The 15,641-nt window shown below is 65.2% G+C and carries 14 protein-coding genes; 12 read left to right on the top strand and 2 right to left on the bottom strand.

From position 1 onward, the window contains the following. The first annotated feature begins 23 nt into the window (after positions 1-23). Positions 24-269 carry an exodeoxyribonuclease VII small subunit gene (locus tag BMZ02_RS06155; RefSeq protein ID WP_091640944.1) on the top strand — a complete coding sequence of 82 codons (246 nt, stop codon included), beginning with the start codon at positions 24-26 and terminating at the stop codon, positions 267-269. Continuing rightward, positions 235-1,158, top strand: coding sequence for a (2E,6E)-farnesyl diphosphate synthase (gene ispA, locus BMZ02_RS06160; protein ID WP_091640947.1), 924 nt, complete (start codon positions 235-237; stop codon positions 1,156-1,158). The genes BMZ02_RS06155 and ispA overlap by 35 nt, the downstream gene beginning before the upstream one ends. An 18-nt stretch (positions 1,159-1,176) precedes the next feature. On the opposite strand, the gene BMZ02_RS06165 is transcribed toward ispA, so the two are convergent. Then, entirely contained in the window at positions 1,177-1,998 is an 822-nt protein-coding gene (locus BMZ02_RS06165; protein ID WP_091640950.1) for an IclR family transcriptional regulator, read from the bottom strand. 355 nt (positions 1,999-2,353) lie between these two features. Between BMZ02_RS06165 and BMZ02_RS06170 the strand changes: the two genes are divergently transcribed. From BMZ02_RS06170 to BMZ02_RS06200, 7 genes are all read left to right on the top strand, one after another. Next, entirely contained in the window at positions 2,354-3,058 is a 705-nt protein-coding gene (locus BMZ02_RS06170; RefSeq protein WP_091640953.1) for a histidine phosphatase family protein, read from the top strand. A 55-nt stretch (positions 3,059-3,113) separates the two neighbouring features. Beyond that, positions 3,114-3,908, top strand: coding sequence for an SDR family NAD(P)-dependent oxidoreductase (locus BMZ02_RS06175; protein WP_091641872.1), 795 nt, complete (start codon positions 3,114-3,116; stop codon positions 3,906-3,908). Positions 3,909-3,934: 26 nt separating this feature from the next. Next, positions 3,935-5,608 (top strand): long-chain fatty acid--CoA ligase, encoded by a 1,674-nt coding sequence (locus BMZ02_RS06180; protein ID WP_091640955.1) that lies wholly within the window; start codon positions 3,935-3,937, stop codon positions 5,606-5,608. A 105-nt stretch (positions 5,609-5,713) separates the two neighbouring features. After that, positions 5,714-6,892, top strand: coding sequence for a TAXI family TRAP transporter solute-binding subunit (locus tag BMZ02_RS06185; RefSeq protein WP_171909835.1), 1,179 nt, complete (start codon positions 5,714-5,716; stop codon positions 6,890-6,892). A gap of 276 nt (positions 6,893-7,168) precedes the next feature. Continuing rightward, positions 7,169-8,338 carry a TAXI family TRAP transporter solute-binding subunit gene (locus BMZ02_RS06190; protein ID WP_171909836.1) on the top strand — a complete coding sequence of 390 codons (1,170 nt, stop codon included), beginning with the start codon at positions 7,169-7,171 and terminating at the stop codon, positions 8,336-8,338. 169 nt (positions 8,339-8,507) lie between these two features. Further along, positions 8,508-10,526, top strand: coding sequence for a TRAP transporter permease (locus BMZ02_RS06195; RefSeq protein WP_091640961.1), 2,019 nt, complete (start codon positions 8,508-8,510; stop codon positions 10,524-10,526). A gap of 73 nt (positions 10,527-10,599) precedes the next feature. Then, positions 10,600-11,796 (top strand): acyl-CoA dehydrogenase family protein, encoded by a 1,197-nt coding sequence (locus BMZ02_RS06200; protein ID WP_091640963.1) that lies wholly within the window; start codon positions 10,600-10,602, stop codon positions 11,794-11,796. A 155-nt stretch (positions 11,797-11,951) separates the two neighbouring features. Here the strand turns inward: BMZ02_RS06200 and BMZ02_RS18745 are convergent, their stop codons facing one another. Beyond that, positions 11,952-12,128, bottom strand: coding sequence for a hypothetical protein (locus BMZ02_RS18745; protein ID WP_171909809.1), 177 nt, complete (start codon positions 12,126-12,128; stop codon positions 11,952-11,954). Between the two features lie 155 nt (positions 12,129-12,283). Here BMZ02_RS18745 and BMZ02_RS06205 point away from each other — a divergent pair, with 155 nt between their 5' ends. Genes BMZ02_RS06205 through BMZ02_RS06215 form a run of 3 tightly spaced genes read left to right on the top strand, consistent with a single transcriptional unit; the run spans position 12,284 to position 15,639 of the window. After that, entirely contained in the window at positions 12,284-12,658 is a 375-nt protein-coding gene (locus tag BMZ02_RS06205) for a response regulator transcription factor (protein WP_091640966.1), read from the top strand. 2 nt (positions 12,659-12,660) lie between these two features. After that, the gene (locus BMZ02_RS06210) at positions 12,661-12,885 is read left to right on the top strand and encodes a hypothetical protein (RefSeq protein WP_091640969.1); all 225 of its coding nucleotides are present in this window, start codon (positions 12,661-12,663) and stop codon (positions 12,883-12,885) included. A 9-nt stretch (positions 12,886-12,894) separates the two neighbouring features. Next, a complete protein-coding gene (locus BMZ02_RS06215; RefSeq protein WP_091640971.1) occupies positions 12,895-15,639 on the top strand; it encodes a sensor histidine kinase in 2,745 nt (914 codons plus the stop codon). Positions 15,640-15,641 lie beyond the last annotated feature (2 nt).

Consider the following 15,641-nt stretch of genomic DNA (forward strand, 5'->3'; position numbering starts at 1 on the left):
CACACGCCGGGGGCGCCGGAATCATGGCCGAGGAATCAACCGAGCACGTCAATTTCGAGGAAGCGCTCAAGGAGCTTGAGGCGCTGGTGGAGCGCATGGAAAAGGGCGAACTGGCGCTGGAGGAATCCCTGCAGGCGTTCGAGCGCGGCATCGCGCTGACCCGGCACTGCCAGACCGCCCTCAAGGCCGCCGAACAGAAGGTGGAGATTCTCACCCGCGAGGGAAGTGAAGACCGTGTCGAACCCTTCGAACCGCAGCAACCCGAGTAAGGTCCTCGAAGCGCGACTGCCGGCCTGTCAAAGCCGGGTCGAAGCCGCCCTGGACCGGTTGCTGCCCACCGCCGACACCCTGCCCATGCGTCTGCACGAGGCCATGCGCTACGCCGTCATGGGCTCGGGTAAACGACTTCGGCCGACGCTGGTCTACGCAACCGGTGAAGCGTTGGGCCTGGAGCCCGAGTCCCTGGACGGGCCGGCATGCGCGGTGGAGCTGATCCACGCCTACTCCCTGGTGCACGACGATCTGCCCTGCATGGACGACGACGACCTGCGCCGCGGCCGGCCCACTTGCCACAAGGCCTACGACGAGGCGACCGCCGTGCTGGTGGGGGACGCGCTGCAGGCTCTTGCGTTCCGCGCACTGGCCGAGGAGTCGTCGGGGACGATCGGCACTGAGGCGCGCCTGAAGATGGTCGCAAGCCTGTCCATGGCCGCGGGATCCCGTGGCATGGTGGGCGGCCAGGCCCTGGATCTCGCAGCCACCGGCCAGACCCTGGACCTGGCACAGCTCGAAGATCTGCACATCCACAAGACCGGCGCCCTGATCCGCTCCAGCGTCATGCTGGGGGCGCTGGCGGACCCGGACCACGATCAGGAAGGCCTGGAACGCCTGGATCGCTACGCCAAGAGCATTGGCCTTGCGTTCCAGATCCAGGATGACATTCTCGACGTGGAAGGCACCACCGACGCGCTGGGCAAGTCCAGCGGCGCCGATGCACGCATGCACAAGGCCACCTATCCCGCCCTGCTCGGGCTCAAGGAGGCACGCGCGCACGGGCGCGAGCTGATCGACCGGGCCCTGGCCAGCCTGGAGCCGTTCGATGCCCGGGCAGACTGCCTGCGCGGGCTGGCACACTTCATCATGGAGCGCGGCAAGTAGCCGCGCGCCACCGGCGACTCACTGGTGGCTGGAGAGGCGGCTCTCCACGGTGCGCACAAGATTGACCATGCGCGGGCCCAGATGGGCATCCAGCTCCTCCCGGGGGAGACGGAACGAGGGCCCGCCGGCGTTGAACGCCACCACGTCGGAGCCGTCATCCAGCACCAGCGGCACACCGACGGCGTTGACGTCCCGCTCCCAGTCGCCGGCGGAGATGCAATAGCCCTTCTCCTGGTAATCGATCACCGCCTGCTCGATCCCCTGCTTCACCCGCGGCCAGGCCTGCTCGTCCTTGCGCCGGATATGGTCCAGCAGGTAGCTGCGCTCGCCATCCGGCAGTGCGGCGAGAAACGCACGCCCCATGGCAGTGGTCGCCACCGGCACCCGGGAGCCCACCTGCAGCCGCAGCGTCAGCGCACCCTGGCCGTGGCAGTTCTCGAGGTAGACCATGCTGAGCCGGTCGCGGCTGCCCAGCGAGACCGATGCGCCCGTTTCGTCGGCCACTTCCTGCATGAGCGGCCGCGACACCTGACGAATACCCATGCTCGCCAGGCTGGAATACCCCAACGCCAGCACGCCCGTACCGAGCTGGTAGCGTTCCAGTCGTTCGGAGTAGCTCAGGTAACCCAGCTTCGTGAGCGTGTAGGTCAGCCGCGAGACGGTGGGCTTCGGGATGCCCGTGCGTGCGGCGATCTCCTGATTGCTCAACAGACCGTCCGAGGGCCGGAAAGCGCGCAGAATCTCCAGCCCCCGGGCCAGCGCCATCACGAAATTGCGGTCCTTCTTGCCGTCCTGCTCCTGGGCACTGAAGTCGACAAGTGCTACTGGTTTCTGTCGCATGCTGCCTCGTCCATTCCAAACCGGCCGCTCACCGAAGATTGTCCCCGGCGCCCTCGCCGGGGCCTGGTGCAACCTGACGTGATGGACAGGCGTTACACCTTGATGTAACGACCATAGTAGCACCACGTAGGGCCATGCCGTCCACAATGCGGAACCACGTTCCGCCAGGAGGCCTGACAACCCGCCCCGTGCGCATCATTGACCCCCTTCTGTTTCGCTAAGCGGAATCACCGTTCGGTTGTCGAAATCAAAACGAAGGTGTAACGTTTGACGAAAAGTGATCGCTGCAGCCCGTGCAGGCGATAACGGAGGAGAATCATGGCGCCCCCGGCGCCATGATGACAGCGGCGGGACCATGACAGAACTATTACTTGTACGGCACGGCCAGGCCGGTTTCGGAACCGATAACTACGACCAGCTCAGCGCCCTCGGCGCCGAGCAGGCCGCCGCCACCGGTGAGCACCTGCGTGAGATCGGCAGTGCGCCGACGCGCACGGCGAGTGGGGACATGGTCCGACAGCGCGACACCGCGGCCATTGCCAACAGGGCCCAGGGCATCACCCACCCTCCGCAGGTCCTTCCCGAATTCAATGAATACGACGCCGGCGGGATCTTCGACGCCTTTCTCGACACGGTGGCGGCGAAGGATGCCCAGGTTGCCGCCCAGCGCGACGCGCTGCACACGGATCGCCGTGTGTTCCAGCGCGCCTTCGAAGGCGTCATGACCCAGTGGCTGCACGACCCGCAGCCGGAGCAGCGCGACGTGGAGAGCTGGGCGCAGTTCCGCGACCGGGTGGTTGCCGGGGCCGATGCCCTGATCCGCGCCACTTCCCCGGGCGAGACCATCACCCTGTACACCTCCGGTGGCGTGATCGCGGTACTCGTCGGTCATGCACTCGGCCTGGATGCGGAGCGTACGGTGGCCCTGAACTGGCGTGTCTACAACGCCTCGGTCACGCGGCTGCGATTCGGCCGCCGCACCGGACTCAACCTCATGGGGTTCAACGCCATGGATCATCTGCGCCTGAAGGGCGGCGACCGGTTTCTGAGCTTCCGCTGAGACCGGCCGGAGCAACCAGCACAATCCGATGCAACAGCGAGGGGACAGTACCGACATGGCAGCAGGAATACGTGATCGCGCCGCCATCATCACCGGCGCCGGCAGTGGCATCGGCCGCGCCACGGCGCTGCGGTTCGCCACCGAAGGCGCCCGACTGATGATCGCCGACGTCAACGAGGAGGCTCTGGCCGAGACGGTACGGCAGGTGGAAACAGCTGGCGGCACGGTGATCTCGCGCTGCGTCAACGTCGCCGACGAACAGGCGGTGGCCGACATGGTCGCCGCCACCGCCGAGCAGTACGGCAGCGTCGACATCCTCTGTAACAACGCCGGCATCACCGGCGGGACATACGGCCCGATCACCGACGACGACGCCGATACCTGGCGCCGGGTTCTGGACGTCAACCTGCTCGGAGCCATGTTCGGCAGCAAGTACGCGGGCCGCATCATGGCTGAGCAGCAACGGGGCGCCATCGTCAACACCGCTTCGGTTGCCGGCATTCGCGCCGGCGCCGGCGGCAATGCCTACAGCGCCTCCAAGGCAGCGGTGATCAACATGACCCAGACCAGCGCCTGCGACCTTGGCCAGTACGGCGTGCGCGTGAATGCGGTCTGCCCGGGGCTCACGGAAACCGGCATGACCAAACCGGTGTTCGATTACGCGCGCGACCGCGGCAAGGAAGACAAGCTCGGTGCCCGCTGCGAACTGCGGCGCTACGGGCGCCCGGAAGAGCTGGCCGCGGCCATTCTCTTTCTCGCCAGCGACGAGGCCAGTTTCATCACCGGCCAGGCGCTGGCGGTGGACGGGGGCAACACGGCGTCACTCAACATGCCGGGGATGAAGGTATGAGCCCACGCCCGCAGGAGAAGACAGCCATGTTCGACCGTCACTTCAGCGTCTGGCCGGAAGGGCTGCCGAAACGCCTCACCATCGCCGCCACCAGCCTGCAGTACAACCTGGAGGTAAGCGCGGCGCGCTATCCGGACAAGACCGGGGTCGCGTACTACGGTTCGGACATCAGCTTCCGACAGCTGAAGACCGAGGCGGACGCGATCGCCGCCTGGCTCCAGCAGCACTGCGGCGTGGCGCGGGGCGACCGGGTGGTTCTCTACATGCAGAACAGCCCCCAGTACATCATCGGCTACTACGGCATCCTCACGGCCGGTGCCGTGGTCGTCCCGGCCAATCCCATGAACCTTACCGGCGAGCTGACCCATTACGTCGAGGACAGTGGTGCCCGCGTGGCCCTGTGCGGCCAGGAGCTCTACCCTTACCTGCGCCCGCTGCTGACGGACGGCGACCTGAACCATGCAGCGGTGGCCGCCTATGGCAGCTATGTCACCGGGGATCTCGGCCTGACCCTGCCGGACGTGGTCCGTGAACCGGAGCGTGCACCGCAGGACGACGGCGCGGTGAGCTGGTCGGCTGCCCTGGACGCGGGGTATGCGCTGCCCCTGGAGCCGGTGGATGTGGGGCCGGACGACATGGCCGTTATCCCCTACACCTCCGGCAGCACGGGGCGACCCAAGGGCTGCGTGCACACCCACCATTCAGTGATGGCAACGGCCCAGGGCGGGGTGCTGTGGAACCCGATGCAGGTCAACCACGTGAACCTCGCCACCCTGCCCTTTTTCCACGTCACGGGCATGCAGAGCTCCATGAACGGGCCGCTTTCCACCGGCGCCACCACGGTGGTCATGACGCGCTGGGACCGCACCACCGCCGCGGAGCTCATCCAGCATTACGGTGTCACCCACTGGCGCAACATCACCACCATGGCCGTGGACTTCCTCAACAACCCGGAGCTCGGCCGGTACGACCTGTCCACGCTCCAGGGCATTGGTGGCGGCGGCGCCGCCATGCCGTCGGCGGTCGCGGAGAAGCTCCATACCATGACGGGGCTGTCGTACATCGAGGGCTACGGCATGTCCGAGACCATTGCGCAGACACACGTCAATCCACCCAATGCCCCCAAGGCGCAGTGCCTGGGGATTCCGGTGTTCAATGTCGACAGCCGCGTCATCGACCCGGAGACGCTCGCCGAACAACCACCCGGCGCCGTGGGCGAAATCATCATGCACGGCCCGCAGGTGATGCGTGAGTACTGGAACAACCCGGACGCCACCGCCGAGACGTTCATGGAGCTGGATGGCAAACGCTTCCTGCGCAGCGGCGATCTGGGCTACTACGACGAAGACGGCTACTTCTTCATGGTCGACCGCCTCAAGCGGATGATCAATGCCTCGGGCTACAAGGTCTGGCCGTCGGAAGTGGAGTCCATGCTTTACGGACACCCCGCCATTCAGGAAATCTGCGTGATAGCGACACCGGACCCGAAGCGCGGCGAGACCGTCAAGGCTGTTGCCGTACTTCGGCCCGATGCCGCGGACAGCACCAGCGAGCAGGACATCATCGACTGGGCACGGAGCCAGATGGCCGCGTACAAGGCCCCCCGTTACGTCGAGTTCGTGGAGCGGCTGCCCCGCTCCGGGACCGGCAAGCTCCTGTGGCGTGAGCTGCAGGAGGCAGAGCACGGCCGAGCAGGCTGACGCCACTCGGCCCGACGTCACCACGACGTCCGCAAACGGATGCCCCGGGCAATACCGGGCATCAATGCAACGGAACGATCTGCGTTCTACTGGAGGAGACCACCCATGCATAAAACGAAATCACTGCTTCACACGTCCGGCGTGGCTGCCACCGGCCTCGCCCTTGCCGTGGGTTCTGGCATCGCCAGCGCCGACATCGAGCTGCCCGGCACGCTGATCTGGTCCGCATACCCCACCGGCACCACCGGCTACGCCCAGTCCGTGGGTATCGGCCAGGTGCTGCAGAACGAGTACGACGTCAACCTGCGCGTCATTCCCGGCCGTAACGACGTCTCCCGGCTGGAGCCCCTGCGCCGCGGCCGTGCGGACTTCTCCGCCGGTGGCACCGAAGCCGTTGCCGCCCAGGAAGCCCAGTTCAACTTTGCCGAAAGGGCCTGGGGTCCGCAGCGCACACGTGTCCTGATGTGGTCCATCTCGGATGCCTGCTCCTTCACCATCGCCGCCGCCGGTGACGCCGGCATCGACGAAGTCTCCGACATGGAAGGCAAGCGGGTCGCCTGGGTTCAGGGTGCCCCCACGCTCAACTACGGCATGGAATACCTGCTGTCCTACGCTGACCTGACCTGGGACGACGTGGAGCGCGTCGAGGTGGGCGGTTACATGGGCGCCGTCGAGGGCATCATCGAGAATCGTGTCGATGCCATGGGCGGCTCCTGCGACTCGGCGCCGTTCCAGCGAATCAATGCCTCTGCCCGCGGCCTGAACTTCCCGGAGTTCCCGCATGACAATGAAGCCGGCCTTGAGCGCATTTCCCAGTACGCCAGCTGGCTTGTCCCGCACCGGAGCACCAGTAACGTCGGCATGGATTCGGACCAGGAAATCGAGGTGGTCACCGGCCCCTACCCGATGCTCATCTCCATGCACGACGCCGACGAGGACGTGGTCTACAACATGACCAAGGCCATGCACAAGCACTACGAAGAGTACAAGGACAGTGCCCCCGGCGCCGAAGGCTGGGACGTGGAGCGTATGGACCTGACCAGCATGCCGATGCCGTTCCACGAAGGCGCCATCCGCTACCTGGAGGAGATCGGCGTCTGGTCCGACGAAGCGCAGGAGAACCACGAGGAAGCGCTCAAGCGTCAGGACGTCCTGGCCGAGGCGTGGGAGCGCCATCTTGAAGATGCCCCCACGGATCGTGACGCGTTCCAGGAAGCCTGGATGCAGACCCGGCACGACGCCCTGGAAGAGGCTGGCCTGCCGACACTGCGTTCGTTCTGGTAAGGGACTGATCCGCTCCCCGGGTGCCGCATTGGGCGGCACCCGGCTCTCTGCGCAATTGCCTCTGACGGTGCACGGAGCGCTCCCAAGGCAGCGCACACCATTTTGCTATGCGGAATACCGTTCCAAAATTGTTGACCTGCATTCCGCTTCATGCCATGTTTCTGCCGGGTATTCCCAGTCCGATGCGACACGTGGCGCGGCGCCTGCCGAATCGAATGCCCGTCACGACACAACAATGCTCTGATGAGCGCATCCCGCGCAGGAGACAATAGAACGATGATCACCAAACACGTATTTCTCGGCAGCATTCTCGGTGCCGCCTCCCTCGGTATGCTCGGCACGGCGGCAGCGGACGACGTGCAGCTGCCCGGCACGATGGTGTGGTCCGCCTACCCCACCGGAACGTCCGGTTACAGTCAGGCTGTGGCCATCGGCAACGTGCTGCAGAACGAGTACAACGTGAACCTGCGCGTGATCCCGGGGCGCAATGACGTCTCCAGGCTCGCGCCGCTACGGGCCGGCCGCGTGAATTTCTCCGCCGGCGGTTCGGAAGCGGTTTACGCCCAGGAAGGCATGCTCAACTTCGGCAGTGTCGACTGGGGCCCGCAGCCCCTGCGCATCGCGCTGTGGAACATCTCTGACGGCTGCTCCTTCACCATGGCAACGGGCGCCGACGCCGGCATCGAAACCGCCGCTGACCTGGAAGGCAAGCGCGTGACCTGGGTGCAGGGCGCCCCCTCTCTGAACAATGCCACCCGTGCGCTGCTCGACTACGCCAACCTCAGCTGGGATGACGTGGAGAAAGTCGAAGTGGGCGGCTACTCCGGCTCCATTGAGGCCGTCATCGATAATCGCGCCGATGCGGTCGGCGGCTCCTGCAATTCCGCCCCGTTCATGCGCATCGAGTCCTCGCCCCGCGGGCTCCAGTTCGTCACCTTCCCGCACGATGACGAGGAAGCCATCGAACGGGTCCGCGCGCACCTGCCGTGGTACGTGCCTCATGTCGCGACCGACGGGCCGACCATCGACCCGGACGAAGGGATCGAGGTTTTCACCTCGCCCTATCCGATGCTTGCCACCATGGCGGACCAGGATGACGACGTGGTCTATAACACCACCAGGGCCATGCATGAGCATTACGACAACTACAAGGACAGCGCGCCCGGAGCGATCGGATGGGCCATGGACCGCCAGGACCTTGAAAACGCCTTCGTGCCCTATCACGACGGCGCCATACGCTACTTCGAGGAGATGGGCCTGTGGACTGATGCCGCCCAGGAGAACCAGGACCGGAACCTCAAGCGACAGGACGTGCTGCAGGAAGCCTGGGACCGGTACGTGGAAGATGCCCCCACGGACCCGGAGGCCTTCCAGGAAGGCTGGATGAGTGCCCGCTATGACGCGCTGCGCGAGCACGACCTCGTCACGATCGCCGACTCCTGGTAACAGGGCGGCGCATACAGGCTGTGCGGCCCTCCCTGGTCCGCACAGCCTGCCGGTCAGGGCGCCAATCACCGGGACAGGTGAGTTCGCCATGGACGCGGAGCGCGCTCCGCCACGCCGGAACGGGAACAACTTCGAGACCAAAGCGCTTACCAATGCAGGCTTATAGACCATGACGGATGAACTGAACGCCACGGCGAACTCACGGGAAGAAGCGGAGCGTCGCGCGGAGGAGCTTTACGCGACGCGCTACCGCATTCTCTCATTCCCCTGGCAGACGTTGCTGATGGTCATGACCGTCGGCATTACGCTGCTGGCCATCAACCAGATCTTCAACTTCGGCTTCTTCATTGGCGAAGTGATGCAGGACGCCCGCTACCTCTATATCTACGTGGGCGCCATCCTGGTCATGGTCTTCATCTCCTTCCCGGCCACGGCGTCGGCCTCACGCACCACGGTGGCGTGGTACGACATCCTCCTGGCCGTCGCCACCGCGTGCATGTTCGGCTATTTCGCCTACTACGCCGAACGCATCGTCCTCGAGGCCTGGGAGTACGCGGCACCGCAGTTCGGCATCTACCTGGCACTGGCCACCTGGGCGCTGGTCCTGGAAGCCGGGCGCCGGACCGGGGGGTGGCCGATCTTCGTGGTGGTGCTCACCCTGTCCCTGTATCCGCTCTACGCCGATCGCGTGCCGGACGTCATTGCCGGTGTCAGCATGGGCCTGGAGGATGCGGCGGCTTTCCACATCATGAGTGAGGAGAGCCTGTTCGGCATTCCCACGCAGGTTGCCGCGCTGCTGCTGTTCGGCTTCCTGCTGTTCGGCGTTTCGCTGCAGCACACCGGCGCGGGCAAGTTCTTCATCAACATCGCCTTCGCACTGCTCGGGCGCTTCCGTGGCGGGCCGGCAAAGGTCGCGATCTTCTCCAGCGGGCTCATGGGCTCCATGAGCGGCGGCCCGGTCACCAACGTGCTCACGACCGGCCCGCTGTCCATCCCGACCATGCGTCGGATCGGGTTCTCCCGTGGCTATGCGGCCGGCGTCGAGGCCTGCGCCTCCACCGGCGGCGTGCTGATGCCGCCGATCATGGGGGCCACGGCATTCGTGATGGCGAACTTCCTTGGCGTCTCCTACGTGACCATCGTCATCGCCGCCATCATCCCGTCGCTGCTCTATTTCTTCGGCCTGTTCATGCAGATCGACGCCTACTCGGCACGCCACGATCTGAAGGGGCTGCCCCAGGATGAGCTGCCCGACGTCTGGAACGTGCTCAAGGAGGGCTGGTACTTCATCGCCGTATTCGCCCTGCTGATCTGGATGCTGGTGTTCCTGCAGCGCGAGGCGACCGCACCCTTCTACGCCACGGCCCTGCTGCTGGCCATCAACCAGTTCACCAGGCACCGTCTGAGCACCAAGGGGCTTCTCAAACTGCTGTCGGCGGCCGGGCAGATCCTCGCGGAACTCGGCGGCATTCTCGCAGCCATCGGCCTGATCATCGGCTCCCTGCAGGTCACCGGCATGGCCGGGACACTGACCAACGACCTGGTCTACCTCGCTGGCGACAATGTGCTCATGCTGCTCATCATGGGCGCGCTCACGGCCTTCGTGCTCGGCATCGGCATGACGGTGACCGCCGCCTACATCTTCCTCGCGGTCATCCTCGCCCCGGCCTTGATCCGGGCCGGACTGGATCCGGTAGCGTCGCACATGTTCATCATGTACTGGGGCATGCTGAGCTTCATCACGCCGCCGGTGGCGATCGCCGCCTTCGTGGCCGCGTCGGTGGCCAAGGTGAATCCCATGCGCGCCGGGTTCGAGGCCATGCGCCTGGGCACGATCATCTACTTCATTCCGTTCTTCTTCGTGTTCAACCCGGCGCTGCTAATGTTCGGCACGGCAACGGAAGTGATTACCGTGGTCATGACGGCGCTGATCGGCGTTGTTCTCCTGGCCGCCGGGCTCCAGGGCTACCTCCTCGGTGCCGGCCGCGTGCCCACCGGGCCGGTGGGCTGGTTCGCCCGGGTGGCGCTGATCTGCGCCGGCCTGACGCTGGCGGCGCCCGGGGGCGGCATGCTGGGCATCGCCCACGGTACACTGCTGCTGATCTCCGCCAGCCTGCTGCTGGTGGGTGCAACAACCATTCTGTTGCACCGGCGGATGATGGGAGAGCCTCTCCGGTTCCGCCTCTAGAGCGATCACTATCAGGCCACTGCGCAACACGCCAGTGGCCTTTCTTTTACGACACACAGAGGTGAGCAACACCATGTTCGAGTTCAGCGACCGATCCAAAGAGCTGCAGGACAAACTCCTCGCCTTCATGGATGAGCACATCTACCCCAACGAGGCCGAGTTCAAGAAGCAGCACGCCGAGGGCGACCACTGGAGCTCGCCCCCGATTCTCGACGAGCTCAAGGCGAAAGCGAAGGCCGAAGGGCTGTGGAACCTGTTCCTGCCCGAGAGCGACTATGGCGCCGGCCTGACCAACTTCGAATACGCGCCCCTGTGCGAAATCATGGGCCGCTCGCCCATGGCGCCGGAGGTGTTCAACTGCTCCGCGCCGGACACCGGCAACATGGAGGTGCTGGCCCGTTATGGCACGGACGAGCACAAGAAGCAGTGGCTTGAGCCGCTGCTGGAGGGGAAGATCCGCTCCTGCTTCTCCATGACCGAACCCGCAGTGGCCTCCAGCGACGCCACCAACATCGAGACCGAAATCCGCCGGGAAGGCGACGAGTACGTCATCAATGGCCGCAAGTGGTGGTCCTCCGGTGCGCTGGACAAGCACTGCAAGATCGCGATTGTCATGGGCAAGAACGACCCGTCCGCGCCCAAGCACAAGCAGCAGTCCATGATCCTGGTGCCGCTGGACACCCCCGGGGTGAAGATCGAGCGCGCCCTGCACGTATTCGGCTACGATCACGCCCCCCACGGCCACGCCGAAGTGCACTACGACAACGTCCGCGTGCCGGCAAGCAACATGCTGCTCGGTGAAGGCCGCGGCTTCGAGATCGCCCAGGGCCGTCTCGGGCCGGGGCGCATCCACCACTGCATGCGCTCCATCGGCGTCGCCGAGCGGGCGCTGGAAGCAATGGTGGCACGCGCCAAGTCCCGCAACGCCTTCGGTCAGCGCCTGGCCGACATGGGTGGCCTGCGTCAGGAGATCGCCCGGTCGCGCATGGAGATCGAACAGGCACGCCTGCTCACCCTGAACGCCGCCCACATGATGGACACCGTCGGCAACAAGGTGGCACGGCGGGAGATCGCCATGATCAAGGTGGTGGCACCGAACATGGCCTGCAACGTGGTGGATCGCGCCATTCAGGCGTTCGGCGCCATGGGCGTGTGCCAGGACACCTTCCTCGCCTCGGCCTACGCCAACCTGCGCACCCTGCGCCTGGCCGACGGCCCGGACGAAGTGCACATGGAGAGCATCGCCAAGCTGGAGATCGGCAAGGACTGATCGGTCACTGCCGCCCCCCATGAAAAAGCCCGCCAAACGGCGGGCTTTTTGCTGTGGTGGACCTGAAGGTCCACCCTACGTCTGCCCAGGCCCCTTGGCGCCGAGGTTTTCCCGGCCGTAGGGTGGATCTTCAGATCCACCTCCTCTTCAATCCGTCACGCGGCCCCGGCATCCCTGTACAGCGACTCGATGAGATCGCTGTACTTCTCGTAGATCGTCCCGCGCCGGATCTTCATGGTCGCGGTGACTTCATCATCGTCGTGATCCAGCTCCTTGGTAAGCAGGGCGAACCGCTTCACCTGGGCTACCCGCGGTGGGGCACTGACTGTCACGCTTGGTAACGCCGCTGTGTCGCCAGGTAACACCTGAAAACCGGGGCTTCGCAGGGGCGCGACGGCGTCGTTTTCAACAGCCATAATAGTCGCAAAGTGGAGCGGGTCCCGGCCGGGGACGCCGGGCCCGACAACAACGATGGCGAGGAGAAACGATGCCGAAACGCATCCTGATCGTTGACGACGAGCCGAACATCGTCCTGTCCCTCGAATTCCTCATGAAGAAGAACGGCTACGACGTGGAGACGGCGACGGACGGGGAGCAGGCGCTGACGGCGGTTGACCGGCACCGGCCAGACCTGGTGCTGCTCGACGTGATGATGCCGCGCAAGGACGGCTACCAGGTGTGCCAGATTCTGCGCGAGAACGCCGATTACGCCGACATGCGCATTGTCATGCTCACGGCCAAGGGGCGGGATGTGGAGCGGGAGAAAGGCCTCTCGCTCGGCGCCGACGACTACATCACGAAACCGTTCTCCACCCAGGACGTGGTGGACAAGGTCGGCGAGCTGCTGGGCGACCGGTCGTAGCCATGGGCACGCGCGCCGGGAAATCCGGGATCGGCAATACGACGCGGCGCAACGAGCGTCTGGTCGCGCTGTTCGTCCTGGCCGTGCTGCTGTTCAACTACCCGATCCTGTCCCTGTTCGCCGGCGACCGGCTGGTGTTCGGTCTGCCGCTGCTCTATGTGTACCTTTTCGTTGCCTGGGGGGTGGTCATTGGCCTCACGGGCTGGATTCTGCGTCGTCGCCATTAAGGGTGGTTCATGCCGGAATGGCTGATCATCATTACGCCCTTTCTCTACCTCGGGCTACTGTTCGCCATCGCCTACGCGGCTGACAAGCGCGCGGACAGCGGCCGCTCCCTGGTCAACAACCCGTACGTCTACACCCTCTCCATCGCGGTCTACTGCACCGCGTGGACGTTCTACGGCAGTGTCGGACGGGCGGCCGAGGATGGTGTCAGCTTTCTCACCATCTATCTCGGCCCGACCCTCATGGCCATTCTCTGGTGGCTGGTGCTGCGCAAGATGATCCGCATCGCCAAGCAGCACCGGATCACGTCCATCGCGGACCTGATCGCCTCCCGGTACGGCAAGAGCATGCTGCTCGGCGGGCTGGCTACGTTCATCGCCGTGGTGGGCATCACGCCCTACATCGCGCTGCAGCTCAAGGCGGTCTCGGCCAGCTTTGAGGTCCTGCTGACATTCCCCGACGGCGTGGAGTCAGCCGCTGGCATGACCGGCCTGATCGCCGACAAGGCGTTCTGGGTCGCCTGCCTGCTGGCCGTGTTCACCATCCTGTTCGGTACCCGCAACATCGACGCCACGGAGCGCCTGGAGGGCATGGTCGTGGCAGTGGCGTTCGAGTCCATCGTCAAGCTGCTCGCCTTTCTCGCCGTCGGCATCTTCGTTACCTTCCTGTTGTTCGAGGGCCCCGGCGACATCGTCGGGCGCATCCAGGCACAGGAGGATCTGCGGGAGCTGCTGGCGTTCCGCGACACGGCCGCCGGCTATGGCAGCTGGCTGGCACTGACGCTGGTGTCCATGGCGGCCATCATGTTTCTGCCGCGTCAGTTCCAGGTGACGGTGGTGGAGAACGTCAACGAGGACCACCTGCGAACGGCCGCGTGGCTGTTCCCGCTCTACCTGCTGCTGATCAACCTGTTCGTTCTGCCCATCGCGCTGGCCGGCATGCTCTACTTCGGCGACGGCACGGTGGATCCGGACAACTTCGTGCTCGCCCTGCCCCTGGCCGAGGGCAACGAACTGCTGGCCATGTTCGTCTACCTGGGCGGCTTCTCCGCCGCCACCGGCATGGTCATCGTGGCCACTATCGCCCTGGCCATCATGGTGAGTAACGACCTGGTCATGCCGGCGCTGCTGCGCATGCGCCACCTTCCGGTGATCGAGCGCGTCGGGCTGCGGCGGCTGATCATCTACCTGCGCCGCATCATCATCGTCGCCATTGTCATGCTGGGCTACGCCTACTTCCGGCTGATCGCCGAGACCTACGCGCTGGTCAGCATCGGGCTGATCTCGTTCGTCGCGGTGGCGCAGTTCGCTCCGGCGATTCTGCTCGGCATGTACTGGAAGGGCGCCAGCCGGCCCGGCGCCCTGACCGGCCTCGTGCTCGGTTTCGTGGTCTGGCTGTATACGCTGATGCTGCCGTCCCTGGCGGACCCGGGCTGGCTGCCCATGGCGCCCCTGGAAGACGGCCCGTTCGGTATCGGATTCCTGACGCCCTATGCGCTGTTCGGTCTGGACGACATGGACCCCATCACCCACGCCCTGTTCTGGAGCATGCTGGTCAACGTTGGAGGTGTGGTACTGGTCTCCCTGCTCACGCGCCAGAGCGACATGGAGCGCATCCAGGCAACGCTGTTCGTCGACGTCTTCCTGCGCTCGGAACAGGACACCCGGTTCTGGCAGGGCAACGCCACCATTGGTGACGTGGAAGCCCTGCTGGCGCGCTTTGTCGGTGAAGAGCGGGCTGCCGAGGCCCTGGCCGCCTACGTCCCCGCCGGTGACGAAGCCCCCGAGGCGTCCAGCCGTCAGGCGCCCCCGGAGCTGGTGAACCATGCCGAGCGGTTGCTCTCCGGCACCATCGGCTCGGCATCCGCGCGCGTGATGATCTCGTCCATCGTCAAGGGTGAGGCGCTCACCTTCGAGGGTGTCATGGAGATCCTCGACGCCACCTCACGGGCCATCGAGTACAGCCAGCAGCTGGAACAGAAATCCCAGCAGCTTGAACAGGCCACATCGGAGCTGCGGGCAGCCAACGAACGCCTGAAGGAGCTGGACCAGCTGAAGGATGAATTCGTCTCCATGGTCAGCCACGAGTTGCGAACGCCCCTGACCTCCATTCGCGCGTTCGGCGAGATCCTGTTGAACAACCCGGACATGGAAGAGGTGCAGCGGCGGGAGTTCCTGGAGGTCGTCGTGCGGGAGAGTGAACGCCTGACCCGCCTCATCAACCAGGTGCTTGACCTGTCCAAGATTGAAAGCGGCTGGGGTGAGTGGCAGCTGCGAACGCTGGACCTTGCTGCAGTGGTGGACGAGGCCGCCGCCGCGACCTCACAGCTGTTCAGCGAACGGGAGGTGGCGCTGGACCTGCAACTGCCCGACAGCCCCTGCCCGGTCAAGGGCGACGGGGACCGGCTGATTCAACTGGTGATCAACCTGCTGTCCAACGCGGTGAAGTTCACCGAGCCCGGGCAGGGGCCGGTGACCGTGCAGCTGCGCACGGCAGGCTCCTGGCAGGAGCTGCGGGTCACCGACTCCGGGCCGGGCATCCCTGACCACGAACTGGAGCGGATTTTCGACAAGTTCCACCAGATCAATGACCAGCAGGCCGGCAAACCCAAGGGAAGTGGCCTGGGACTGGCCATCTGCAAACGCATCACCGATCTCCACTGGGGCGCGATCCATGCCGAGAACAGCGACAGCGCGGGGGCGACATTCATCGTGCAGCTGCCGGAAGCGGGCGGTGATCACTGTGATGTAAACTAGGC

It is taken from the genome of Aquisalimonas asiatica (assembly GCF_900110585.1).
Taxonomy (GTDB): Bacteria; Pseudomonadota; Gammaproteobacteria; order Nitrococcales; family Aquisalimonadaceae; genus Aquisalimonas; species Aquisalimonas asiatica.